This window comes from Faecalibacterium prausnitzii, assembly GCF_003287405.1.
Lineage (GTDB): Bacteria > Bacillota > Clostridia > Oscillospirales > Ruminococcaceae > Faecalibacterium > Faecalibacterium intestinale.
The window spans coordinates 128,287-152,362 of record NZ_PRLD01000001.1 but is presented as its reverse complement, the minus strand read 5'-3'; the positions used below and the strand labels follow the sequence as shown (position 1 = coordinate 152,362).

Below are 24,076 nucleotides of genomic sequence, written 5' to 3'. Positions count from 1 at the left end.
CAAAAGCAGCCTGTGCACAGGAAAGGGAAGGAGTGCTGAAAATGGATGCTGCTGCAAGCTGGCAGGCCTTTGCCTGCACGGGGAATATTCTCCGTTATCTCGATTACAAACAACTGGTGCAGCTGCCCGCCGAGCATCCGGCAGGAGAAACGGATGATGGAACCATTTGTGACCATGGGTCTGGTACTGAAGGAGACCCGTTATAGAGAAGCAGACCGTATTCTGACGATCCTAACCCCGAAGCTGGGCGTTATCACGGCAATGGCTGCAAACAGTCTGCGGCTGAAAAGCAAGCTGTTCAGCGCCTGCGGGCTGTTCTGCTATTCAGAGTTTACACTGGTGCCCGGACGCAATATGTATACCGTGCGGGAAGCCGAGGTGCAGAACATCTTCCATGGCGTTTCTTCCTCCATTGAAGGGGTAAGCCTTGCTATGTATCTTACCGAGATGGCTGCTGCGCTTTCGCCTACTGGAGAGGAAGCAGCCCGGGAGCTGCGGCTTGTGCTGAACAGCCTGTATATGATCAGCGAGCACCGCACCGACCTGCGGGTGATCAAGGCAGTATTTGAGCTGCGCACCATGAGCGAGTGCGGCTTTATGCCGCAGATTGTCTGCTGCCGGGACTGTGGCACCTACGATGAAGGAGATGCCTTTTATCTGGACGCACAGGAAGGGCATCTGCTCTGTGCATCCTGTGCGGCAAAGGCGGGCAAGAACTGCAATCTGGACAAGGCTGCGCTGTTTGCACTGCGCCACATCTGCTTGGTAGAGGACAAAAAAATATTTGCATTCAAGATCTCTGTGGGCAGTCTGGCAAAGCTTTCCGCAGTGGCTGAAAACTATGCCCTGACGCATCTGGATAAGCCGCTGAAGAGTTATGCCTTTTTGAAAAGCGTGCTGCCCTGACCAAAAAGGAACAGTATGGAAACAAGCTACTTAAAAACATTAGAATTGGATAAGATCATTGCCCGAGCAGCGGAGGGCTGCGTGTGCAAGGAAGCCCGTGCTATGCTGCTGGCCATTGAGCCGCAGTGCGACCCGGACGAGGTGCGCTATGCACTGGAGCAGACAGATGCCATCAACACTCTGCTGATCAAAAACGGCTCACCGCGCTTTGGCGGAGTGGAGGGGGTCAGCCAGCTTGCCGCCCGTGCCGTAAAGGGCGGTGTGCTTTCCATGGGCGAGCTGCTGATGGTGGCTGGTGCACTGCGCAATTTTCAGCACCTGACCAGCTGGTACGGCTCCTCTGAGCACGACGCGCTGCCGACCGATGATCTGTTTTACGCGCTGGCACCGGAGCCGGGCCTTGAGCAGCAGATCTCAAGTGCCATTCTGGCACCGGACGCCATGGCGGATACCGCCTCCCGCACGCTGGCAGAACTGCGCAAGAAGATCCGAGCCACCGAAAACAGCATCCGCGACCGGCTGGAAAGCATGGTGCGCAACATGGATACCTCCAAATACCTGCAGGAGAGCGTGGTTTCCATGCGCAACGGTCGGTATGTTGTGCCGGTCAAGAGCGAATACCGCGGCGAAGTGAGCGGTATCATCCACGATGTATCCTCTACGGGCGCTACGGTGTTCGTGGAGCCGCAGGCTGTGGTGGAGGCCAATGCCCGCATCCTGCAGTACCGCGCACAGGAAGCGCAGGAGATTGAGCGCATTCTGGTGGCCTTTACCGCACAGGTGGCTGCCATTGAGCCGCAGTTTCAGTACAGCTACAAGGCCATGCTGGAGATCGACATCCTGCTGGCAAAGGCGCGGCTTGCGCTGGAGTTGAAGGCCTTTAAGCCCGCTGTGCGGACGGATTCTTCCTTTAATCTGATCCGCGCCCGCCACCCGCTGATCGACCCGCAAAAGTGCGTTCCTGTGGATATTGCACTGGGCGGGGAATACGATTCCCTTATCATCACAGGTCCGAACACCGGCGGTAAAACGGTCACCCTGAAAACCGCCGGTCTGCTGTGCGCTATGGCACAGTGCGGCTTTTTGATCCCGGCAGACGAGCGCAGTGAGATCTGTGTGTTTGACGAATTTCTGGTAGATATCGGCGATGAACAGAGCATTGAGCAGAGCCTATCCACCTTCTCCGGCCACATGAAAAAGATCACCGGCATTCTGAAGCTTGCCATGCCGCACACCCTTGTGCTGCTGGACGAGCTGGGTGCCGGTACCGACCCTGCCGAGGGTGCCGCACTGGCTGTTGCCATCATTGAGGAGCTGCGCCGCCGTGGCGTTCTGCTGATGGCGACCACCCACTATGCAGAGCTGAAGGTCTTTGCATTGGAAACAAAGGGCGTGGTCAATGCCAGCTGCGAGTTTGATCTGGAGACCCTGCGCCCCACCTATAAGCTGAGTGTGGGCGTACCGGGCAAGTCCAACGCATTCCTGATCAGCGAAAAGCTGGGGATACCCAGCCGTGTTATCGAGGCTGCCCAGCAGCATCTGTCTGCCGAGGACAAGCGTCTGGATGCGGTTCTGGGTCAGCTGGACGATCTGAAGCTGCAGCTGAAGGAAAGTCAGAACGAAGTGGAGCAGCTGCGCAACGAAGCTTCCCATCAGCTGGAAGCAGCCCGCAAAAAGCGGGATGAACTGATCCAGCAGGGCGAAAACGAATTGGAAGCCGCCCGTGCCAAGGCACGTACACTGGCACAACAGGTGGAAACACAGGCCTACGCGCTGACCGACGAGCTGCGCCAGCTGCAAAAAGATGAGCGCATGAGCGCCCAGCAGAAAGCGCAGCGTGCCCGCGAGATTGCCAAAAAGGAGACCGAAAAGCTGTTTGCCGGTACAGAGGTGGTGCATAACCCCGTTAAGGAGTTTGTGCCGCTGAAGGAGGTAAAGGTGGGGCAGGAGGTCTGCATTGCAGAACTGAACCAGCTGGCCACCGTTCTGGCGCTGCCTGATAAAAACGGCGATGTGCTGGTGCGCGCCGGTATCATTAAGACCAAGGTACCCCTCAAGGGCTTGAAGCAGCCGGAAAAGCTGGTAAAAGAACCAACTGCGCCCAAGACCAAAGCGCAGCAGCGGTACTCCCGCCTGACCGGTGATACAAACCGCCCCAACGGCAGGGTAGAGCGCGTACAGCGCACCGCCAAAATGGAGTGCAACCTGCTGGGGCTTACGGTGGACGAGGCGCTGTCGGAGGTGGATTCCTTTATTGACCGCGCCATCCTGAACGGGCAGACGGTGGTCTATCTGATCCATGGCAACGGCACCGGTGCACTGCGCACCGCCATCCATAAGCATTTGCGCGGTAACCGCATGGTAAAAAGCTTCCGTCTTGGTCGTTACGGCGAAGGTGAGAGCGGCGTGACGGTTGTAGAACTGAAATAACCCAGTAAGGACTGCCTTTTGAAAAATTGGCAGTCTTTTTTTGTTGCAGCGCAGGGAAAAGGCGAGTATACTCGTATTATAAATGTAAAACGAACAGGAAGTAAAACTTTATGCCAACCAGTCATCGCAGACCTGCAAATAAACATAGCAAACATAAAACACGCCGCCGCAAAACACAGCACCAGCTTTTACGCGGTATGCTGTTTGTTTTTGCGGTGCTGATGCTCGGCTTTGGCCTATTTTTATGGAAGGCGGCGCTGGAACTGAATGCACCCGCAGAACCCGCAGTCTCAGCATCAGAGGATGATTTTCGTCCTGTGGTGGGCGACCCGCCGTACCGGGTGGCAATAGACGCCGGACATGGCGGCAGCGACCCGGGCGCAAGGGGAGTAGTTGAAGAAAAACAGGTCACAGCAGCAACGGCTGCTGCGCTGCTTCAATGGTTAGAGCAGGATCCGAATTACATTCCGTTGCAGACCCGGGAAAGCTTTGATGAAACCGCGACACCTGCCCAACGTGCAGCCGCCGCCAGTGCCCAAAGCCCGCAGCTGCTGCTGTCCATCCACGGCAACTCCGCAGCCAACGGCTCTACGGCATCCGGCTTTGAATGCTATCCGGCAGTGCCCGGGCGCACATGGCATCAGGAAAGCTTTTATTTTGCCCGGCTGCTGGCCGGAGGAATGCAAAGCATCGGCGCAAAGCTGCGCGGACGTGGGGGAGTGCGGTACATTTATTATCTGGAAAACGACCAGAAACAGCTGGTGGAAAACACCTACACACAGGTGCGGAACGAGCGCAGCTTTACGCTGCTGGAAGATGTGGATTGTCCGGCAGTATTGTCAGAACAGTGCTTTGTGACAAACGCCGAGGATGTAGAGCGATTTGGCAGCGAGGAGGGCTGCAAGACTGTGGCGCGTATTTATTACGAAGCCATCTGTGCGTACTTTGGCACAGAACCACTGCCAGTGAAATGAGCATCGCATCACCAAAGCAGAAGAAGCGATACTGCTTATATAACATGACTGGTAACGCACCAGAACAGCCATCGCAGGCAGAAGTCAAACACTTGAACGTACTGGTAATACGTCCAGCGGTGTAGATGCAGGCGTATGCAAACTGAAACGCATCCACAGAAGCTGCCGGAAATCTGACAGAAAGAGAGAAGGGCAGCTTCTGTTTTTTGATTATAGTTATTTCGTATAATGCACGTTATGCGAAACTTAGGGAAGTGAAAAATACCCATTTCCCGGATTTTGGGCGTTTCAGCCCCGGCTGGATCATTTTTAGGCTTGATTCAACCGCTTTGCACATTCTGCACTTTTTACCATGTTTTATTGTTTTATTTGTCTCGCACTTTCAGATACTTTCCGTGTTATGCGCTGCTTCATTGGTTCGTTAGTAATTCATTTTGCTCCAGCAATTTTATTCCGGCAAGCATCTCTATGCGCTTGCTTTATAACATTTCATGTTACGGCTGTGGTTGTTCAGTTGCTTTTGTGTAGACATTACTTTGCGTGTTTCGACCAGATCGTTTCTTATGTAATGTAAATTATAAAGGCCTATGACTTTAATCCGGTCAAGCCGGATCGTGTCATAGGCCTTTGCATCGTTTCAAGCGCTATTCAGGTTATAAGATCTTAGTGGTTTAAGTATCGTTCGATGATTCGTCGGTTTCTTCGGCAGACATTGCCGAAATATCTGCCCGAAAGCCATCCTGTGCAGCGCCCTCAAAGGCCGCCATAGGGCCGGACGGCTCAGAATCGTCCTCTCCCGCCGGGGCATTTTCGGCAGATGTCTCCCCTGCTGCTTCTGTTGTATCCAAGCTTGCTTTTGCGGCTTTTATGGGCAGTACCTTGCCCAACGGGTTTTCTTCAATGGCAGAGCGCACCTGAAATTCTTGCAGGTGCGTATAAATTTGCGTTGTCCCAACGCTGCTGTGACCCAGAAGCTGCTTGAGGGTGAGGATATCCACATTGCCGGTTTGATACATCAACGTAGCGGCAGTATGGCGCAGCTTATGGGTGGAAAAGCCCTTCAGTCCGGCGGCCTTCATTGCGCCGGAGATCAGCTGTTCTACCCTGCGGTTTGAGATACGCTCCTTGCGCATCCGCGTAATGAACACGGCTTTTTCCTTGGGTGAAAGCCCTTCCATGGTGTTGCGTTTATGCAGATACAGCTGTATTGCCTCCACACAGGCATCATTCAGATAGACCATGCGTTCCTTATGGCCTTTGCCAAACAGGCGTATCTGCCGCTGCTCCAAATCGATGTCTCCAAGATCCATGCCTACCAGCTCCGCAAGACGCATACCGCAGTTGAGGAACAGCACCACCATGCAGTAGTCCCGCTCCGGGAAATCGCTCTGGGTCTGGGTGCTCTCCAAAAGCGAGATGGACTGCTCTGCTGTCAGATATTTGGGCAATACTTTATCCTGCTTGGGCGGGCGGATAGCCGCCGTAGGGTCCTCGGTTAAGCTGTTGACCTGATTGACCAGATAATCATAAAAGCCGTGCAGGCTGGCCAGCCGCCGGGCGGTAGAGGATTTTTTGTTGCCGCATTCCCGGTTCAGAAAATAAAGATACTCGTAGATGTCCTCTTTTGTTATGCTGCCCCAGAAGGCTGTGTCCAGCCCCTTGGGGTCAATTTCTTTAAATTCTGCATCTGTTGGCACAAGACCGCGGCGGCGCTTCATAAAGCGGCTGAAAGAGCGCAGGTCACAGTAATAATTGAAAGCCGTGTTGGCACTTTTACCGGCGATCACCTCAAGATACCGCACATATTCTACAATATCCGGGGCGGCATCCTCAAAGGGCGCGTGCTTACCGGGATTTCTTTCGTCCAGATAGATCGACATAGGTTCCTCGTTTCATCACAGGCGGTCGTTTTTCAGCGCATTGATGGCATCTGCAATATAAGCTGCGCCAACCAGCTTCATGCCGGGATAATCTGCGGCATTCAGATGCGCAAGACTGTGCTTAGGGATAACTGCCCGCTCAAAGCCGATACGCTCTGCCTCGTGCAGGCGCTGTTCCAGATTGGGCACACTGCGCACTTCCCCGCCCAGACCTACCTCTCCGATGGCGATAAGCTTATCGCTGACCGGGCGGTCCAGCAGCGAGGAGACCATGCTCAGGCAGACTGCAAGGTCGCAGGCGGTATCCCGCAACGCAATGCCGCCTACGATGTTAACGTAGACATCCAGATTGCCAAAGAAGTACCCTGCCCGCTTTTCCAGCACAGCGATCAAAAGGTTCATGCGGTTATAGTCGTATCCGCTGCAGGCGCGGCGGGGTGCCGGGAAATTTGTCTTGGTGGCAAGCGCCTGAATCTCGCTCAGGATGGGACGGCTGCCCTCCATGGTGCAGGCTACACAGTTGCCGGAAACGCCCAGCGGACGTCCTTCCAGAAGCATCTGGGAGGGGTTTTCAATCTCGGCAAGTCCTGTGCCGGTCATATCGAACATGCCAAGCTCATTGGTGGAGCCGTAGCGGTTTTTGGCTGCCCGCAGAATGCGGTACGGCAGCATCTTGTCGCCCTCAAAGTAGAGCACTGTATCCACGATATGCTCCATGACCTTGGGACCTGCGATCGCGCCATCCTTGTTCACATGACCCACGATGAACATGGGAATCTCCTGTTTTTTGGCAACTGCCAGCAGCCGCGCGGCGCTCTCCTTCACCTGACTGACTGTACCGGACGAGGACGAGATATCCATGCAACGCATGGTCTGGATGGAGTCAATGACCACAAGATCCGGCTTTTCCTTTTCAATCAGGCCGCAGATCTCATCCACGTCGTTTTCTGCCGCCAGAAAGATGTTGTCCTGCGGTACCTTCAGCCGTGCGGCGCGCAGTTTGACCTGCCGGACAGATTCCTCTCCGGTGATATACAGCACGCTGTGCTGGTTAGAGATGGCACCGCACAGCTGTAGCAGCATAGTAGATTTACCAACGCCCGGCTCACCGCTCAAAAGCACCACGCCGCCCAGCACGATACCGCCGCCCAATACACGGTCCAGCTCCGAGATACCGGTCAGGATACGGCTTTTTTCCTCAGTCGTGCTGATCTCTGACAGCCGCCGGGCGGTCAGGGTGGTCACGCCCTCCTGACGAGCCGCAGCAGCCTGCCGGGCAGCAGGAGTCCCTGCCTTTGGAGCTTCGGCAACAACGTCCTCGTTCATGGTATTCCAGCTGCCGCAGCTGGGGCAGCGCCCCATCCAGCGGGGGCTTGTCTCTCCGCAATTGGAGCATACATAGACGGATTTCAGTTTCATGTCTGTCCCTCATTTATTTATGGTCTTTTGTTATTGTAACACACTGTACCAAAACCCGCAAGAAAAGGATGCTGTTCACAGGCGGCTGCCCAGATACGAAAGCCCTGCCGCCGCACCGCACAGCGGCAGCAGTACCACCATGGTCAGCAGATACTGCCCCAGCAGTGCCTGCACCCCGGGGCGGGCTTGTCCACCGGAATGCTTGCGGAAGGAATAGGCGTGGATCCGGCTGCTGACCTGCAAAGCGCAGGCCCCGAAAAAGCACAGACAGCCACTTGCTGCTGCCGCCGGTAAGCCTGTCCACAGCAGTGCCAGAAGTACCGTTTTCCATCCGCCTGCCGTGCAAAGCTGTACCATGAGCAGACCGCTGCCCAAACCGTACAACATCATGCTGCCAAAGATCATTATAGGCCCAAGGGCAGACAGCCCTAATACCAGAAACAGGCTGACCACAAGGCCGAGAGCCAGATATTCCATGCTAAAAAGCTGTACCGTCCCTTGCATACTGCCCGGTGCAAACAGCCCTTGCCACGCTTCCAGATAATACCGCAGCAGTTCTGCCTGCTGGGCATCGCATACGGCCTGCAATACACCGGCTGCCGAACTCCCCAGCAGAAAGGCCGCAGCCAGCAGCCAGCAATCCCGGGTGGCGTGCCGCTTTGCCGGGATGCAGGGCTCTTTTGATGGCAATTGCTCTACGGGTTCCGGTGCAGTTTCCGGTACAGTCGGCAGAGCAGGCTCTGCTTTCTGCACCGGCAGGCTGACCGTCTGTGGCAGCAAGGACAGGTTTTCTTCCGTTTTTTCTTGTTCGTAGATCCACATACGCTGTTTTCTCCTCTGATGGATTCGATTTGCCGGATTGATCAACGAAGCGTGTGCTTGCGGCTGCGCAGGGTGACCCCAAACAGCCCTCCGATACAGCCGCAGAGCAGCACCGCCAGAATACGGCACACTACAGCCGGCGCGGCAGCGGTGCCGTTCCACACAGCGGAAAGCGCCAGCGGCACTGCCAGAAATGTACTTTGGAGCAGTCCGGTCAGCAGACCGCGCACCTTTTTACGGAACGCTGCCGCCAGTGCACACAGCGAACTACCCATGCACACGGCTGCTGTGGCAAGTACCGGCACGACACTGCCGGAGCAGCCGTGCCCGGCCATCAGATGCGCAAAACCAGCCAGCGCCGCCGCTGTTACGGCCACCCCCAGCGCCCCGAAAAGCGCAAACGAAAGAAGTTCCGCCGGGAAACCTCGAGATTCAGACATAACAAAACCGCCTCCCTGCACATAGTCTATGCAGGGAGGCGGTTCATGTATGCACGGTGTTAACGCTTACTTCTTGTCGGCAGGAGCCTTGTCCATGTTCAGCTTTTCGACCGAAGAGATAGCAGACTTGGTGAAGCGGATCTTCACGCGGTCAGCGCCGGTCTCCAGAACAAAGGTGTCGTCCTTGATGGCGACAACGCGGCCAATGACACCGCCGATGGTAGTGACCTGATCGCCGATCTCCAGACTGCTGCGCATAGCGGCATCCTTCTTTTCCTGCTTCTTCTGAGGACGGTAGATCATGAAGTACAGCAGGACCAGCATCAGTGCCAGCGTGAAGAACAGGCTGATATAGCCTTCGGACGTGGTAGTCAGAAATTGCATGGGGCAAAATCTCCTCTCAAAAATTCAGATAATGCTATTATACCCTCTTATCGGCCTTGTTGCAAGGCTAAAGTTTAAATTCGGGTATCCAGAAGCTTCACGTATCTGTCGTGGAAGGCGGTAAAGGTACCGGCATCCAGTTCATCCCGGATACGTTCCATCAGGTGGTTATAGAACCACAGATTGTGCATCACGGTCAAACGCATACCCAGCATCTCGTCTGCCTTGAGTAGATGCCGGATGTAGGCACGGGAGTAATTACGGCACACCGGGCAGCCGCAGGCGGGGTCGATGGGACGCTCGTCCCGCTCATACTTGGCGTTTTTGATGTTGATGATACCGCTCCATGTATTCAGATGACCGTGGCGGGCATTGCGGCTGGGCATAACGCAGTCAAACAGATCCACGCCGCGGGCAACGGCCTCGATGATGTTGCCGGGGGTGCCGACGCCCATCAGATAGCGGATCTTGTCCTTGGGCATATACGGCTCCACCTGACTGATCATCTCATACATCACTTCGGTGGGCTCGCCCACAGCCAGACCACCGATGGCGTAGCCGTCCAGCTCCAGCTCGGCGATCTGCTTCATGTGCTCCACGCGCAGATCTGCATAGGTGCAGCCCTGATTGATGCCGAACAGAAGCTGATCCGGGTTGACCGAGATGCCCTCGTGCTTCAGGCGTGCCATTTCAGCCTTGCAGCGCTTCAGCCAGCGGGTGGTGCGCTCACAGCTGTCTTTGGAGTAATCGTGCTGGGCGGGGTTCTCCACGCACTCATCAAAGGCCATGGCAATGGTAGAGCCCAAGTTTGCCTGGATCTGCATGCTCTCCTCCGGGCCCATAAAGATGCGGTGACCATCCAGATGAGAGGCGAAGGTCACGCCCTCCTCGGTGATCTTACGCAGCTTTGCCAGACTGAACACCTGAAATCCGCCGCTGTCGGTCAGGATAGGCCCGTTCCAGCGGGTGAACTTGTGCAGGCCGCCCATATCTGCCACCAGCTTGTCGCCGGGACGCAGATGCAGGTGGTAGGTGTTGCACAGCATGACCTGTGCGCCGATATCCTTCAGATCCTGCGCCGACAGGCCGCCCTTGATGGCACCGGCGGTGGCAACGTTCTGGAAGGCAGGGGTCTGCACCGTGCCGTGCACGGTTTTGAACTCGCCCCGCCGGGCGTTGTGTTCCTGCTTGAGCAGGGTGTAGGTCGTCAAAGAAGGCATGGTCTTTTCCTTTCTGCGCACGGAAAACAGCCGTGCAGCCTCGATGCAGGTAGCAAGCCTGCAAGTTATCAGAATGATCACAGCAGCATTATGCCGCAATTACAAAAAAATCACAAAATGAGCATAGCATCGCCAAAGGAGAAGAAGCGGTACTTCTCTGCCACGGCTACTTCATAGGCGTGCATGGTCTTTTCGTAGCCGTACAGAGCGGACACCAGCATGATCAGGGTGCTCTCCGGCAGATGGAAGTTGGTGATCAGGCCGTCGATGCAGTTGAACTTCACACCCGGATACAAGAAGATGGAGGTGTTGCCGCTGCAGGCTTTGATCTCGCCATACTTGGCAGCAGCAGCCTCCAGCGTGCGGCAGCTGGTAGTACCCACTGCGATGACCCGGTGGCCCGCGGCCTTGGTCTCGCGGATGCGGCGGGCGGTCTCCTCGCTGATGGAGTACCACTCGCTGTGCATCTTGTGGTCGCTGATCTCGTCCTCCTGTACAGGGCGGAAGGTGCCCAGACCAACGTGCAGTGTGACCTCGGCAATGCCGACGCCCATAGCGCGGAGGGTGTCCATCAGCTCCGGGGTAAAGTGCAGCCCGGCGGTGGGAGCAGCCGCGCTGCCCAGCTCCTTGGCGTAGACGGTCTGATACTGGCTCTGATCCTCCAGCTGCTTTGTGATGTAGGGTGGCAGCGGCATCTTGCCAAATTCATCCAGCTTTTCATAAAGCGTTTCGGTATCATAATAGAATGTAACGTACTTGTTGCCGTCCTCCATGGTCTCGTCTACCACAGCGGTCAGACTGCCGTCACCAAAGCTTACCTTCGTACCGGGCTGCATCCGCTTGCCGGGCTTTGCCAGACACTCCCACTGGTCGCCCTTCACCTGCCGCAGCAGCAGCAGCTCGCACACGGCACCGGTGGGCTGCTTGACGCCCACGATGCGGGCGGGCAGCACCTTGGAATTGTTTACCACCAAAAGATCCCCCGGCTCCAGAAATTCCGGCAGATCACGGAACACCTTGTGCCGGATGCTGTCGTCCTTTTGGCTCAGAACCATCAGCCGCGCCGCATCCCGCGGGGCTGCAGGCTCCTGTGCAATGAGCTCTTTGGGTAAATCATACCAAAAATCTTTTTTTAACATAGTGTGCATTTGCCTTTCCGATGATTGACACGGACAACGTATCAATGATATCATAGAATCTGTATAAACAGTATCTATTATATTGCATCGCTGTCCGGTTTGCAAGCCGTGTTCTTCGCAATACTAAGATTTGCTGTTTGTTTTTTTGAAAGGAAAGGTGCTGGAAATGGAAAGACAGTATAAAGTGGGTATTGTAGGCGCAACTGGCATGGTGGGTCAGCGTTTTGTGACTCTGCTGGAGAATCATCCCTGGTTCAAGCTGACCGTACTGGCCGCATCCGGCCGCAGTGCGGGCAAGAGCTATGAGGATGCAGTAGGATCCCGCTGGGCCATGACCACTCCCATGCCGGAGAGCGTGAAGAAGATGACCGTTCTGGACGCTTCCAAGGTAGAGGAAGTTGCTTCGCAGGTGGATTTTGTTTTCTGCGCTGTCAATATGCCCAAGGACGAGATCAAAGCACTGGAGGAAGCATACGCCAAGGCAGAGTGCCCGGTGGTCTCCAATAACAGTGCCCATCGTTTCACCCCGGACGTTCCCATGGTGGTTCCCGAGATCAATGCCGACCATATCGAGATCATTCCCGCCCAGCGCAAGCGTCTGGGCACCAAGCGCGGCTTCATCGCTGTCAAGTCCAATTGCAGCCTGCAGAGCTATGTGCCCGCCCTGCATCCCCTGATGAAGGACTTTGGCGTGAGCAAGGCACTGGTGTGCACCTATCAGGCTATTTCCGGTGCAGGCAAGACCTTTGACCGGATGCCTGAGATCGTGGACAATGTGATCCCCTACATCGGCGGCGAGGAGGAAAAGAGTGAGCGCGAGCCGCTGAAGCTGTGGGGCCATATCGAGGGCGACCAGATCGTCAATGCCGAGAAGCCGGTCATCACTGCACAGTGCTTCCGTGTGCCTGTCTCGGACGGTCACACCGCAGCCGTGTTCGTAAGCTTTGATAAAAAGCCCACCAAGGAGCAGATGCTGAAAGCTTGGGCGAACTTCCGCGGCCCTGCACAGGAACTGAACCTGCCCAGCGCACCCAAGCAGTTCCTGCACTACTTTACCGAGCCCGATCGTCCGCAGCCCAAGCTGGACCGCAACACCGAGAACGGCATGGCTGTGTGCATCGGCCGTCTGCGGGAGGACACCCTGTTTGACTACAAGTTTGCCTGCATGAGCCACAACACCCTGCGCGGTGCTGCCGGCGGTGCTGTGCTGCTGGCTGAGCTGCTGGCAGCAAAGGGCTATATGGACTAATGCCTGAATTTTTGCGCGATACACGCAGCAAAGGAGTTTTTTACTATGAAGAAGCCTGTCTTTACCGGCGCGGGTGTGGCCATCATCACCCCGATGTACGAGGACGGAAGCATCAACTTTGACGAGCTGGGCCGCATTATCGAGGATCAGATCGCCCGCCACACCGATGCCATCATCATCTGCGGCACCACCGGCGAGTGCTCTACCATGACTGATGAGGAGCAGCTGGCCGCCATCAAGTTCGCCGTGGATACGGTCAATCACCGCGTACCGGTCATTGCCGGTGCCGGTTCGAACGATACCGACCACGGCTGCGCACTGGCAGCAAAGTCTGCTGCCTGCGGTGCTGATGCCCTGCTGATGGTCACCCCCTACTACAACAAGACCTCGCAGGCCGGTCTGGTGGCACACTTTACCGCCATGGCTGAGGCTGGCGGCATCCCGGTCATCCTGTACAATGTGCCCTCCCGCACGGGTCTGAACATTGCGCCTGAGACCGCTCTGGAGCTGAGCAAGCACCCGCTCATCAACGGCATTAAGGAGGCCTCCGGCAACATCTCTCAGGTAGCCAAGGTTGCTGCACTGTGCGGTGATGCGCTGAACATCTACTCCGGCAACGACGATCAGGTAGTTCCCCTGCTGGCACTGGGCGGCAAGGGCGTCATCAGCGTGGTGTCCAATGTTGCGCCGGAGCTGGTGCATAACTGCTGTCAGGCTTTCTTTGACGGTGACACCGCCAAGGCCTGCGCTTTGCAGCTGGAAATGCTGCCGTTGGAGGAGGCTCTGTTCTGCGAGGTGAACCCCATTCCGGTCAAGTACGCCATGAACGTGCTGGGCTGGAACGCGGGTGAGTGCCGTCTGCCGCTGGTAGAGCCCAGCGATGCCCACAAGGCAAAGATCGAGCAGGCTCTGCAGGCTGCAGGTCTTATTAAGGAATAAAAAGCTTACAGAATGCCCGGGAATTTTCAGCTTCCGGGCATTCTGCCATATTATAGAAACGAGGAAACAACAATGACAGAGATCGTGATTCAGGGCATTGGTGGCCGCATGGGCCATGTGCTGTGCGATATGATCGCACAGCGGGAGGACTGCCGTGTGGTGGCCGGTATCGATATGAAGGACGGCGAACAGAACGGCATCCCGGTCTACGACAGTCTGGAAAAGCTGAACGGCAAGGGCGATGTGATCATCGACTTCAGCTCCCCTGCCGCAGTGGAAAAGGCACTGCCCTACTGCCAGACCCACAAGCTGCCCATCGTGGTGTGCACCACCGGCCTTTCAGAGGAGTTGCAGCTGAAGGTAGTGCAGCTGTCCCGCAGCGTTCCGGTGTTCAAGAGCGCTAATATGTCCATGGGCATCAACGTGCTGGCCGAGCTGTGCAAGCGCGCCTCTGCCGTGCTGGGCATCAATTATGATATTGAGATCGTGGAGCAGCATCACCACAACAAGCTGGATGCACCCAGCGGAACGGCGCTGATGCTGGCAGACGCTATCAACGAGCAGAATGACGGCGCGTACCATTATGTGTACGACCGCTCTTCCGTGCGCCAGAAGCGCGACCCGAAGGAAATCGGCATCAGCGCTGTGCGCGGCGGCAGCATCGTAGGCGACCACGAGGTTCTGTTCTGTGGCCCGGACGAGGTGATCACCCTGCGGCACACCGCCTACTCCCGCAGCATCTTTGCCAACGGTGCCGTGAATGCTGCGGTCTATCTGGCAAAAAAAGAGCCGGGGCTGTACGATATGGGCGACCTGATCGCCGCCCTCTGAAAAATAAGCTGCCCCGGCATACGCCGGGAGAAGAGGTGAACGATGAAGCAGGAGCCTTTAAAGCGGCGGCGTCCGGCTGCCCGTAAGCGCGGCCGAAAGCAAACGCTCCGGGCGGTGGTGCTGTCGGTTCTTACGGTGAGCGTGATAGCGCTGTGTCTGGGAATCTGGACAAGACTGCCGGGAGAAGATGTACCGGTGGGCGGCATTGCGCCGCCGGAGGATACGCTATCCCCTGCTTCATCTGTTGCGGCACCGGAGCCGGAACCTGAACCACAGCCTGTGGTGGAGACCATCCGCTTTTCCGCAGCAGGAGATAACCTGATCCACTCTCCCATTTATAATCAGGCCGCCCGCCGGGCAGGCGAAGATGGAACGTACAGCTTTGATTACTGTTATGAGCATATCGCTCCTTTCTATGCTGAGCAGGATGTGAACTGGATCAATCAGGAGACCCTTTGCAGCGACACCCTTGCACCCTCCACCTACCCCAGCTTTTCCACCCCCGGCGACTGTGCGCGGGCGCTGTACCGCGCCGGGGTGCGGGTGTTCAGCCTTTCCAATAACCACACCTACGACAAGGGCGCGTCCGGTATTGCCGCCACTCTACAGTTCTGGGAGTCCATGCCGGAGGATGTTGTCACCACCGGTCTGTGGCGCGGCGAAGAGGACTATGACCGCATCCCGCTGCAAACCGTCAACGGCGTCACCATCGCGTATCTCTCCTATACCGAGCACACCAACGGCATCCGCCAGAACAAGAATATGACGGCCAATATCATCTACACCAGCCAGACCGATGTGATCGAGCGGCAGGTGCGTTTGGCACGCCAGCAGGCGGATTTTGTAGTGGTTGGGGTTCACTGGGGTGTAGAGGATAGCCACGCCATCGTGGACAGCCAGCGCACACTGGCGCAACAGCTGGCAGACTGGGGTGCGGATGTCATTGTGGGCACTCACCCTCATGTGCTGCAGGATGCCCAGTGGCTTACCGCAGCAGATGGGCGGCGGAGTTTTGTGGCCTACTCGCTGGGCAATTTTCTCAGCACTCAGAGCCGCCCGGATCAGCTGGTGGGCGCTATCCTGACCTTGCAGCTGCAAAAGACCACACAGCCGAACGACTCAGTGCAATGTGAAGTGCTTGCGCCGCAGCTGCACCCCACCGTGACACATTACGATGCAGGAAAAGCCAATGTGCGCACCTATCTTTTGCGCGATTACACGCAGGAATTGGCGGCAGCGCATGGTGTGCGGGCAAATTATTCTGATTTCAGCCTTGACAGGATACAAAAAATCGCGCAAAATAATATCAGCGCATCCTTTTTAGCACTTACATAAAAATGTGAAATGATTGAGCGTTGTCCGGCAACTCGGGCAGAACGGAGGACTTTTTATGTACGGAGTATCGAAGATCAATATCGAGACTGACCTGATGATGATCAGCGTGCAGGACGTAGCGTTCCGTGGCAACAGTCTGTCCCGCTATCTGGATATCTTTGCAGAGACCGGCGTGGTGGTGGACATGATCAGCCAAAGCGCCCCACATGGCACTACCATTGATTTCAGCTTTACCGCATCCAGCAGCGATCTGCCGCTGGTGATGAAGGCGATCTCGGCGGCAAATCTGGATAAGGACGCCAAGGCTTCTCCTCTGATCAGCGTGGGCTACTCCAAGCTGAATCTGTTCGGCGAGGATATGGTCACCAGCTGCGGCGTGGCTGCGCGGGCGCTGAACGCACTGGCTATGGCTGGTATCGAGGTATTGCTGATCACCACCAGCGATCTGGATATCTCTCTGCTCGTCCACGCTGAAAACGAAGATGCTGCCTATGAAGCACTGAAAAAGGCGTACGAGCTGTAACAGCAATAGGCCGGAGGGGGCAGTTGCGTTTCCGGTTCGATTTGCAGGCCATCAGCGGCTGTTACGCGCTAAAATGTAAAAAATGGTCCAGAAACGCCTACAGACGTTTCTGGACCATTTTTAATAATGCTTTTTTACAGCGTTACCTTGTGGTAGATCTTTTTACCCTTCTTGATCACGATACCCTTGGCCAGCTGCTCTGCGGTAAAGCTGACAGTGGGAGCAGCGACCTTTTCGCCGTCTGCCAGCACACCGCCCTGCACCACCAGACGGCGTGCTTCGCCGTTGGAAGTAGCCAGACCGGCCTTGACCATCAGGGTCAGGATGCCGATAGCGCCGTCCGTCAGGTCAGTCTCGGTCAGCTGGGTGCTGGGCATATGCTCGGTATCCATCGCGTTGCCGCTGAACAGTGCACGGGCAGCATTCTGAGCCTTTTCGGCCTCCTCCTTGCCATGCACCATGCTGGTCATCTCGTAAGCAAGGATCTCCTTGGCTTCGTTCAGGCGCTGATCCTGCCAAGTGCTCATCTCTTCGATCTGCTCCAGCGGCAGGAAGGTGAGCATCCGAATGCACTTCATCACATCGGCATCGCCCACGTTGCGCCAGTACTGGTAGAACTCGAAGGGACTGGTCTTGTTGGGATCCAGCCAGACAGCGTTGCCGGCGGTCTTGCCCATCTTCTTGCCCTGAGAGTCGGTCAGCAGGGTCACAGTCATGGCGTAGGCATCCTTGCCCAGCTTGCGGCGGATCAGCTCAGTGCCGCCCAGCATATTACTCCACTGGTCATCGCCGCCGAACTGCATATTGCAGCCGTAGTGCTGGAACATATAGTAGAAGTCGTAGCTCTGCATGATCATGTAGTTGAACTCTAAGAAGGACAGACCCTTCTCCATGCGCTGCTTGTAGCATTCGGCGCGCAGCATATTGTTCACGGAGAAGCAGGCACCCACCTCGCGCAGCAGCTCAACGTAGTTCAGATCCAGCAGCCAGTCGGCGTTGTTCAGCATCAGCGCCTTGCCTTCGGAGAAATCAATGAACTTCTCCATCTGCTTTTTAAAGCAGGCGGCATTGTGGGCGATATCGTCCTTGGTCAGCATCTTGCGCATATCGGTGCGGCCGGAGGGGTCACCGATCATGGTAGTGCCGCCGCCAATCAGGGCGATGGGCTTGTTGCCTGCCAGCTGCAGACGCTTCATCAGGGTCAGTGCCAGAAAATGGCCGGCGGTCAGACTGTCGGCAGTGCAGTCAAAGCCGATGTAAAAGGTAGCCTTGCCATTGTTAATCAGGTCGATGATCTCCTCATCGGTGATCTGCGCTACCAGACCACGAGCTTTCAGTTCTTCGTACAGCGTCATGGGAAAAACCTCCTGTTTTTGGGGCAGAGGAAACAAAAACGCCCTCTGCCAAAAATAAATTTGGCAGAGGGCGAGATAACTTCGCGGTACCACCTCTGTTTGCCGTTTCCTCACAGAAACGGCCTTACGAGTGCACACCCCAGAGTAGAGTGACACTCCTGCGTCTTTAACGCTCGCACGCGGCACAGCCTACTAGCCTTACGCATTCAGCCTGCAGCTCCGGGAGGTATTTCCCCTGCTGTTCTGTGATCCCTTGCACCAACCGGGACTTCTCTGGACAGAACGCTTCAGGGTACTTGTTCCCTTCATCGCCATTAACAGTGTCTACTCTATCACAAGACCGCCGCCTTGTCAAGAGCTGTCTTTTTCTGCATAAATGCATTCCTATGAATCAACCGCTGTGCTTGCGCTCCTGCAGCATTTCCCGTGCATTGGCGCGGGAAAGTTCGGTGACATGGTCGCCAGAGATGAGACGCGCCAAGGCTTCTACGCGGCCATTTTCGTCCAGCGGATGGATTTCGGTATAGGTGCGCTCGTTGGACACGTTTTTCTGGATGAGCAGATGACAATCGGCCAGTGCTGCGATTTGCGCCGTATGGGTGATGCACAGGATCTGATGTCCCTGTGCGCTCTGGCGCAGCACCTCACCGATGCGTCCCGCCGCCTTGCCGGACACGCCGCTGTCGATCTCATCATAGATCACGGTTGGCACAGCGTCCTTATCGGCCATTGCGTTCTTGATGGCAAGGGTGATACGGCTCAGCTCGCCGCCGGACGCGATTTTAGCCAGCGGCTTAGGCGCTTCCCCGGGGTTTGTTGAGATGTAGAATTCAACGCTGTCCTGCCCGTGGCTGGCCAGCGGACCGCGGGTGTGCCGCAAGGTCATGCGCACGCCCGGCATATTCAAAAAGTCCAGCGTGCCGGAAATGCGGGTGTTCAATTCCTCAAAGGCTTTCAGCCGGGTCTGGGTCAGCACCTCTGCTTTTTCCCGCGCTTTTGCGTAAAGACGCAATTTTTCTGCCTGCAAGGCATCATAGCGCTGCTGGGAATGCTGGATGCTATCCAGATCCTCCCGGGCCTTCTGCCCGAAAGCGATCACGTCCTCCACCGTGCTGCCGTACTTGCGCTTCAGCCGGTACAAAAGATCCAGCCGCTGCTCCACCTCGTCCAGCTCTGCATCGTTGGTGTCGTAGGCATCCAGCCGCCCGATCAGATCTGCGGCCACGTCCTTGGTATTATAATATAAGTCCAGCAGCTGCCCAGCGGCGGCTGTAAGCGCAGGGTCCAACTGCGCAGCGGCATCCATTGCGTTAGAGGTTTCCCCCAGCAGATCCACCGCACCTGCAGCGTCATCACTACCGGATAGCAGCGCATAGCTTTGTGCCAGACGATCCCGGATGGCAGATGCATTGGACAGCACCTTCCGGCGGTTTTCCAGCGTCTGCTCCTCACCGGCAGTCAGTCCGGCATCCTCAATTTCCTGCACCTGATATTGCAGCAGATCGATCTTGCGCTGCTTTTCAGCTTCGTCGGTGATCAGAGCATCCAGCTCCCGCTTGACCTGCACCAGTTTCCGGTACAAGGTATAGTACTCCTGAAAAACAGTGCGATTCTGCGCATAATCATCCAGAATCCCCAGATGGTGCGCCGGATTGAGCAGACCTACGGAATCGTGCTGACCGTTGATGTTGATCAGACCGCCGCACAGATCCCGCAGAACAGCTGCCGTAGCCGGCATTCCGTTGATGCGGCAGCTGCTTTTACCCTCAGCGGTGATCTCGCGGCTGAGCAGCAGTGCTTCGGAGCGCTCGTAGCCGGACTGCTCCAGCTTATCCAGCACAGCAGACGGCACCTGTTCAAAGGCGGCGCGGATCACCGCCTTTGAAGCCCCGGTACGCACCAAGTCTTTAGAGGTGCGGTTGCCAAGGATCGCATTGATGGAATCGATCAGGATGGATTTGCCCGCACCGGTCTCGCCGGTCAGTACGTTCAGCCCCGGTTCAAAGTGCACCTCTGCCTTCTGGATCACGGCAACATTTTCAATTTGCAGGCTGCTCAGCATGGCTTCGTTCTCCTACCGTCATCTCTGTCCCACATAACGGGTCAGCTCCGAACAAATGGTCTTGGCATCGCGCTCAGAGCGCGCAACGATTAAAAAGGTGTCATCACCGGAAAGGGTGCCAACAACGTTTTTCCACTGCAAAGCGTCAAAAACCTCGCAGGCGGCATTGGCCATGCCGGAATAGCATTTTACCAGCACAACGTGCCCGGCATAATCCACCTCCAGAACAGACTCGTGGAAGATGGTCTCAAAGCGCCCTTGGGTCTTGGGGTTGAAGCTTTCGTTCCGGCTGGAAACATAGCGATAGCCCTCAGTAGTAGCTGCCTTTACAAGGCACAGCTCCCGGATATCGCGGGAAACGGTGGCCTGCGTCACCTCAAAGCCCTCGTTCCGCAGGTGCTCCAGCAGCACCTCCTGTCGGCTGATGGGATGCTCCTGCACCAGACGCAGGATCGTCTGCAAGCGTTCCGCTTTTGTTTTTGTATCTTCTTTGCGGTTGCGTGCCATCTTAAAAAATCGCCTCCCGTGTTATTGTCTTTTACGCAGTTTCTGGTCAATGGCCTGAAACTGGTCTGCCCGCCCAAAAGTGATAAGCTTGACGTTCTGATCAGACAGGCGGATCTCTGCGGTGGCACCCGCCTTGAGGGGATAGCCCACACCACCGTCACAGCTGATAAACACTTCATCATCTGCCACCTGTCCCACACAGACATTCAGCTTGCGCTCCTGCGCAAACACCATGGCCGGACTGGCCAGACTGTGAGGGCAGATAGGGGTCACTACAACGCCCTTGGTCTGCGAGTCCAGAATCGGGCCGCCGGCTGCCAGCGAGTAGGCCGTAGAGCCGGTGGGGGTCGCCACAATGACACCATCGCCCCGGTAGTGCTCTACCAGAATATCATCGCAGTAAATGCTGAAGTCGATGGCCTGCTGCAAGCGCCCCTTGGTCACAACTACATCGTTGAGGGCATGACCTTCCCAGCCATCCTGACCAAGCACCCGGGCATATAAAAGCATCCGGTTGTCCAGCTGAAACGCGCCACGTGCCACGGCGGCCAGCTTTGTTTCCATTTCGCCGATCTCGCAGGTGGCCAAAAAACCGCAGCGTCCCAGATTGATGCCGAGGATGGGCTTTGCGTACCGGAGCGAAAGATTTGCTTCGTGCAGGATGGTGCCATCCCCGCCGATGGTCAGGATCACATCCGTGCGTTCCAGACACTGCTCCAGCGGCAGATAAACGACCCCTGCCGTGCTGCAGCTTTCCCGCAGAGCATCGCTCATCAGCACAGCGGCACCGTGGGTCAGCAGGATCTGCGCCGCACGCAGCGCGATCTCGCTTGCGGAGGTCTTGCCCGGATTGGGCGAAATGTAGATCGTCATACCGGCTTCTCCTTTGCTGATGGCTGAGCCTCAGCGATCCAGTGTGGTATGGCTTGCCGCCACCACCTGTGCGGCAGCTTCATCATCCAGCACTGCGGGCTGATCGCTCTTCTGCACAAACATCAGGTACTCGATATTCCCCTCCGGCCCCTTGACCGGGCTGTAATCCAGCCCGCGCACCACAAAGCCGTTTTCTGCAGCATAAGACATGGCATTGTGCAGTACCTCACGATGCACCGCGGGGTCGCGTACCACACCATTTTTGCCCACCTTCTCGCGGCCTGCCTCAAACTGCGGCTTCACCAGACAGACGCCCATAGCGTCCGGGGTGGTGATGCGCTGCGCCACCGGGAAGATGTGATGCAGAGAAATAAAGGAAACATCCACACTGAAAAACTCAATGGGCTCTGCCAGATCCTCCGGCGTGACATAGCGGATGTTCGTGCGTTCCATGTTTACCACGCGTTCATCCGTCCGCAGGCTCCATGCCAGCTGACCGTAGCCAACATCCACGGCATACACCTTCACTGCGCCATTTTGCAGCATACAGTCGGTAAAGCCGCCGGTGGACGCACCGATGTCCATGCACACTTTGCCGTCAGGGGTAAGCGGGAAGCACTTCATAGCCTTTTCCAGCTTCAGGCCGCCGCGGCTGACATAGCCGATATCGTGGCCGCGCACCTCGACAACTGCGTCCTCCTTGATCATCTCGCCGGCCTTGTCCACTTTTTGCTGGTTGACAAAAACCACACCGGCCATGATCAAAGCTTTGGCGCGCTCCCGGCTCTGCACAAGTCCGTTCTGCACAAGATATTGATCCAACCGAATTTTCACAGCTCGTTTTCTCCTTTCGTGAGGGCAGCCCGGACTGCCTGCACAATATCCGCAGCATCCAGACCGGTGCATTGCTTGATCTGCGGGACGGTTGCATGGGGCAGGCAGGCTGTGCGGACAGCACAGTGCAAAAAGCGGCCATTCCAGCCGTTTTGCTGCAAAGCGTAAGCCAGATGCTCACCGATCCCGCCGGCAGCAACGCACTCCTCTGCAAACAGCACGATTTTATATTTCGACACAGCATCGATAAGTTTACCTGTAAAGGGATATAACTTTACAAGTTTTAGAACATCCGCATTTTGCGATGCAGCGTTCAATTGGTCGGCAGCATCCAACAGATCCTCCAGCTCGTCTGCATAGCTGACCAGAAGGATCTCTGCCCCGGGTAGCTGCTGCAAAAAGTCGTACTCCTGCTTTGTGCAGGGATACTGCGCCAGCTTTGTGTTCTCGCCGCCGCGGGGGTAGCGGATGGCACGAGGGCCGGAGATCGTATCCTGCAGCAGATAGTGCAGCCAGTATTGCAGTTCTTCGTAGTTGGAAGGCGCATAGACCGGGATGTTAAGCTGGCTGAGGAAGGCTGCATCGTAGATGCCCTGATGGGTCTCGCCGTCTGCGGGAACAAAGCCCGCACGGTCAATGGCAAAGAGCACATTTTCCTTTAGCAGATTGACATCATGGATGATCTGGTCATAGGAGCGCTGCAGGAAGGTGGAGTAGATGCACACCACCGGCAGCATTCCCTGACTGGCAAGGCCCGCCGCAAAAGTAACAGCGTGCTGCTCTGCCATACCTACATCAAAAAAGCGCTGCGGGTGGCGGTGGGCAAAGAACTGCAGTCCGGTGCCGTACTTCATGGCAGCAGTGATCGCACAGAGCTTCGGGTTTTGTGTTCCCTCCTGCACCAGCAGCTTACCGAAAACTGTGGAGAAGGACTCCTTCGGCGCAACCTCCGGGTCCGGCATTCCATCCGGGTCAAAGGCAGATACACCGTGATAGTTGCCCGGATTCATCTCTGCCGGCTGATAGCCCTTGCCCTTTTTGGTCACAACGTGCAAAAAGTGCGGACCCGGCCGCTGGTAGATCGAGCGCAGAGTGCGCTCCAGCTCTTCCACATTATGGCCGTCTACCGGGCCGATGTACTCAAAGCCCATATCCTCAAACATGGTGGAGTGGTACATAGCGCGGCGCACCAGTGTTTTTGCGCCCATCAGCGATTTTTTCATCGGCGGGCCGATCAATGGCACACCGTCCAGAAAGCTGCGCACATTGTCCTTGGCATCGTAATATGCCGTAGTCGTGCGCAGATGGGTCAAATACCGCGCCAGCGCACCTACATTTTTGGAGATGGACATCTTGTTATCATTCAGGATCACAAGCAGATTGTCCAGCCCGCCGATGTTGTTCATGCCCTCGTACACCATGCCGCCGGTAAAGGCGCCATCACCAATCAGTGCCACCACAAGTCCGGGCTCATGCTTGATCTTTTTTGCCCATGCCATGCCAATGGCCAGCGAAAGTGCTGTATTGCCATGTCCGGCAATAAAGGCATCGTGCACACTTTCGTTGGGGTTTGGGAAGCCGGAAATGCCATCCAGCTGCCGCAAATGGTCAAACTGCTTCCGGCGTCCGGTAAGCAGCTTGTGGGTGTAGCACTGATGTCCCACATCAAATACGATCTTATCCTTCGGCGTTTCCAGCACTCGGTGCAGTGCCACGGTCAGCTCTACAGTGCCAAGATTAGAGGCCAGATGTCCACCGGTCTTGGAGATATTCTCCAGCATAAAATGCCGTATCTCCGCGCAAAGCTTCTCCACCTGCTGTGCATTCAGCTTTTTAAGATCGCTGGGCTGATCGATCTTGTCCAGCAACGATTCCATATTCACACGTCCTTTATGCGTTTGTTCTTTCGCTTTTTCTACCGCAGCCATTCTGCGCTGCTCTGTCTCAAATACAA

At 56.2% G+C, this 24,076-nt stretch carries 21 protein-coding genes and 1 other annotated feature; of the genes, 8 read left to right on the top strand and 13 right to left on the bottom strand.

Going from position 1 to position 24,076, the window contains the following annotated elements; genetic code table 11:
* The first annotated feature begins 156 nt into the window (after positions 1-156).
* From recO to C4N24_RS00695, 3 genes are all read left to right on the top strand, one after another.
* Positions 157-906 (top strand): DNA repair protein RecO, encoded by a 750-nt coding sequence (gene recO / locus C4N24_RS00705; RefSeq protein ID WP_112089897.1) that lies wholly within the window; start codon positions 157-159, stop codon positions 904-906.
* 15 nt (positions 907-921) lie between these two features.
* The gene (locus C4N24_RS00700; RefSeq protein ID WP_112089896.1) at positions 922-3,336 is read left to right on the top strand and encodes an endonuclease MutS2; all 2,415 of its coding nucleotides are present in this window, start codon (positions 922-924) and stop codon (positions 3,334-3,336) included.
* A gap of 197 nt (positions 3,337-3,533) precedes the next feature.
* On the top strand, positions 3,534-4,310 hold the full coding sequence (locus C4N24_RS00695; protein ID WP_242983147.1) for an N-acetylmuramoyl-L-alanine amidase family protein: 777 nt from the start codon (positions 3,534-3,536) through the stop codon (positions 4,308-4,310).
* 671 nt (positions 4,311-4,981) lie between these two features.
* Here the strand turns inward: C4N24_RS00695 and C4N24_RS00690 are convergent.
* From C4N24_RS00690 to queA, 7 genes are all read right to left on the bottom strand, one after another.
* Positions 4,982-6,190 (bottom strand): tyrosine-type recombinase/integrase, encoded by a 1,209-nt coding sequence (locus tag C4N24_RS00690; protein ID WP_112089895.1) that lies wholly within the window; start codon positions 6,188-6,190, stop codon positions 4,982-4,984.
* A 15-nt stretch (positions 6,191-6,205) separates the two neighbouring features.
* Complete coding sequence (gene radA / locus C4N24_RS00685) at positions 6,206-7,552, bottom strand: DNA repair protein RadA (RefSeq protein ID WP_015538502.1); 1,347 nt, start codon at positions 7,550-7,552, stop codon at positions 6,206-6,208.
* 132 nt (positions 7,553-7,684) lie between these two features.
* Entirely contained in the window at positions 7,685-8,431 is a 747-nt protein-coding gene (locus C4N24_RS00680) for a hypothetical protein (RefSeq protein WP_112089894.1), read from the bottom strand.
* A 41-nt stretch (positions 8,432-8,472) separates the two neighbouring features.
* Positions 8,473-8,871 (bottom strand): TIGR04086 family membrane protein, encoded by a 399-nt coding sequence (locus C4N24_RS00675; protein WP_112089893.1) that lies wholly within the window; start codon positions 8,869-8,871, stop codon positions 8,473-8,475.
* Between the two features lie 66 nt (positions 8,872-8,937).
* Positions 8,938-9,255: a preprotein translocase subunit YajC gene (gene yajC, locus C4N24_RS00670; protein WP_005925879.1), complete on the bottom strand. Its 318-nt coding sequence runs from the start codon at positions 9,253-9,255 to the stop codon at positions 8,938-8,940.
* 74 nt (positions 9,256-9,329) lie between these two features.
* Positions 9,330-10,475: a tRNA guanosine(34) transglycosylase Tgt gene (gene tgt / locus C4N24_RS00665; RefSeq protein ID WP_112090165.1), complete on the bottom strand. Its 1,146-nt coding sequence runs from the start codon at positions 10,473-10,475 to the stop codon at positions 9,330-9,332.
* 110 nt (positions 10,476-10,585) lie between these two features.
* Complete coding sequence (gene queA / locus C4N24_RS00660) at positions 10,586-11,614, bottom strand: tRNA preQ1(34) S-adenosylmethionine ribosyltransferase-isomerase QueA (RefSeq protein WP_055184386.1); 1,029 nt, start codon at positions 11,612-11,614, stop codon at positions 10,586-10,588.
* Positions 11,615-11,780: 166 nt separating this feature from the next.
* Here queA and asd point away from each other — a divergent pair, with 166 nt between their 5' ends.
* The 5 genes from asd (at position 11,781) to C4N24_RS00635 (ending at position 16,491) form a co-directional block, all read left to right on the top strand.
* Complete coding sequence (gene asd / locus C4N24_RS00655; RefSeq protein WP_112089892.1) at positions 11,781-12,863, top strand: aspartate-semialdehyde dehydrogenase; 1,083 nt, start codon at positions 11,781-11,783, stop codon at positions 12,861-12,863.
* Positions 12,864-12,908: 45 nt separating this feature from the next.
* Entirely contained in the window at positions 12,909-13,802 is an 894-nt protein-coding gene (dapA, locus tag C4N24_RS00650; protein ID WP_112089891.1) for a 4-hydroxy-tetrahydrodipicolinate synthase, read from the top strand.
* Positions 13,803-13,874: 72 nt separating this feature from the next.
* Entirely contained in the window at positions 13,875-14,633 is a 759-nt protein-coding gene (dapB, locus tag C4N24_RS00645; protein ID WP_112089890.1) for a 4-hydroxy-tetrahydrodipicolinate reductase, read from the top strand.
* 42 nt (positions 14,634-14,675) lie between these two features.
* Positions 14,676-15,968, top strand: a complete 1,293-nt coding sequence (locus C4N24_RS00640; protein WP_112089889.1) for a CapA family protein — start codon at positions 14,676-14,678, stop codon at positions 15,966-15,968.
* A 55-nt stretch (positions 15,969-16,023) separates the two neighbouring features.
* A complete protein-coding gene (locus tag C4N24_RS00635; RefSeq protein ID WP_112089888.1) occupies positions 16,024-16,491 on the top strand; it encodes an ACT domain-containing protein in 468 nt (155 codons plus the stop codon).
* A 134-nt stretch (positions 16,492-16,625) separates the two neighbouring features.
* Here the strand turns inward: C4N24_RS00635 and tyrS are convergent, their stop codons facing one another.
* The 6 genes from tyrS to dxs form a co-directional block, all read right to left on the bottom strand.
* A complete protein-coding gene (tyrS, locus tag C4N24_RS00630) occupies positions 16,626-17,846 on the bottom strand; it encodes a tyrosine--tRNA ligase (protein ID WP_112089887.1) in 1,221 nt (406 codons plus the stop codon).
* 63 nt (positions 17,847-17,909) lie between these two features.
* Positions 17,910-18,164 (bottom strand) — a binding site (T-box leader).
* Positions 18,165-18,237: 73 nt separating this feature from the next.
* Positions 18,238-19,908: a DNA repair protein RecN gene (gene recN / locus C4N24_RS00625; protein ID WP_112089886.1), complete on the bottom strand. Its 1,671-nt coding sequence runs from the start codon at positions 19,906-19,908 to the stop codon at positions 18,238-18,240.
* An 18-nt stretch (positions 19,909-19,926) separates the two neighbouring features.
* Complete coding sequence (locus tag C4N24_RS00620) at positions 19,927-20,415, bottom strand: arginine repressor (RefSeq protein ID WP_112089885.1); 489 nt, start codon at positions 20,413-20,415, stop codon at positions 19,927-19,929.
* 21 nt (positions 20,416-20,436) lie between these two features.
* On the bottom strand, positions 20,437-21,288 hold the full coding sequence (locus tag C4N24_RS00615) for an NAD(+)/NADH kinase (RefSeq protein ID WP_112089884.1): 852 nt from the start codon (positions 21,286-21,288) through the stop codon (positions 20,437-20,439).
* 30 nt (positions 21,289-21,318) lie between these two features.
* Entirely contained in the window at positions 21,319-22,122 is an 804-nt protein-coding gene (locus C4N24_RS00610; RefSeq protein WP_112089883.1) for a TlyA family RNA methyltransferase, read from the bottom strand.
* A complete protein-coding gene (gene dxs, locus C4N24_RS00605; protein WP_112089882.1) occupies positions 22,119-23,999 on the bottom strand; it encodes a 1-deoxy-D-xylulose-5-phosphate synthase in 1,881 nt (626 codons plus the stop codon). Before dxs ends, C4N24_RS00610 begins: the two co-directional genes overlap by 4 nt.
* Positions 24,000-24,076 lie beyond the last annotated feature (77 nt).

Coding starts and splice junctions, on each gene's coding strand:
- recO (WP_112089897.1), top strand. CDS start 157: ATGGAACCATTTGTGACCATGGGTCTGGTACTGAAGGAGACCCGTTAT.
- C4N24_RS00700 (WP_112089896.1), top strand. CDS start 922: ATGGAAACAAGCTACTTAAAAACATTAGAATTGGATAAGATCATTGCC.
- C4N24_RS00695 (WP_242983147.1), top strand. CDS start 3,534: ATGCTGTTTGTTTTTGCGGTGCTGATGCTCGGCTTTGGCCTATTTTTA.
- C4N24_RS00690 (WP_112089895.1), bottom strand. CDS start 6,190: ATGTCGATCTATCTGGACGAAAGAAATCCCGGTAAGCACGCGCCCTTT.
- radA (WP_015538502.1), bottom strand. CDS start 7,552: ATGGGGCGCTGCCCCAGCTGCGGCAGCTGGAATACCATGAACGAGGAC.
- C4N24_RS00680 (WP_112089894.1), bottom strand. CDS start 8,431: ATGTGGATCTACGAACAAGAAAAAACGGAAGAAAACCTGTCCTTGCTG.
- C4N24_RS00675 (WP_112089893.1), bottom strand. CDS start 8,871: ATGTCTGAATCTCGAGGTTTCCCGGCGGAACTTCTTTCGTTTGCGCTT.
- yajC (WP_005925879.1), bottom strand. CDS start 9,255: ATGCAATTTCTGACTACCACGTCCGAAGGCTATATCAGCCTGTTCTTC.
- tgt (WP_112090165.1), bottom strand. CDS start 10,475: ATGCCTTCTTTGACGACCTACACCCTGCTCAAGCAGGAACACAACGCC.
- queA (WP_055184386.1), bottom strand. CDS start 11,614: ATGTTAAAAAAAGATTTTTGGTATGATTTACCCAAAGAGCTCATTGCA.
- asd (WP_112089892.1), top strand. CDS start 11,781: ATGGAAAGACAGTATAAAGTGGGTATTGTAGGCGCAACTGGCATGGTG.
- dapA (WP_112089891.1), top strand. CDS start 12,909: ATGAAGAAGCCTGTCTTTACCGGCGCGGGTGTGGCCATCATCACCCCG.
- dapB (WP_112089890.1), top strand. CDS start 13,875: ATGACAGAGATCGTGATTCAGGGCATTGGTGGCCGCATGGGCCATGTG.
- C4N24_RS00640 (WP_112089889.1), top strand. CDS start 14,676: ATGAAGCAGGAGCCTTTAAAGCGGCGGCGTCCGGCTGCCCGTAAGCGC.
- C4N24_RS00635 (WP_112089888.1), top strand. CDS start 16,024: ATGTACGGAGTATCGAAGATCAATATCGAGACTGACCTGATGATGATC.
- tyrS (WP_112089887.1), bottom strand. CDS start 17,846: ATGACGCTGTACGAAGAACTGAAAGCTCGTGGTCTGGTAGCGCAGATC.
- recN (WP_112089886.1), bottom strand. CDS start 19,908: ATGCTGAGCAGCCTGCAAATTGAAAATGTTGCCGTGATCCAGAAGGCA.
- C4N24_RS00620 (WP_112089885.1), bottom strand. CDS start 20,415: ATGGCACGCAACCGCAAAGAAGATACAAAAACAAAAGCGGAACGCTTG.
- C4N24_RS00615 (WP_112089884.1), bottom strand. CDS start 21,288: ATGACGATCTACATTTCGCCCAATCCGGGCAAGACCTCCGCAAGCGAG.
- dxs (WP_112089882.1), bottom strand. CDS start 23,999: ATGGAATCGTTGCTGGACAAGATCGATCAGCCCAGCGATCTTAAAAAG.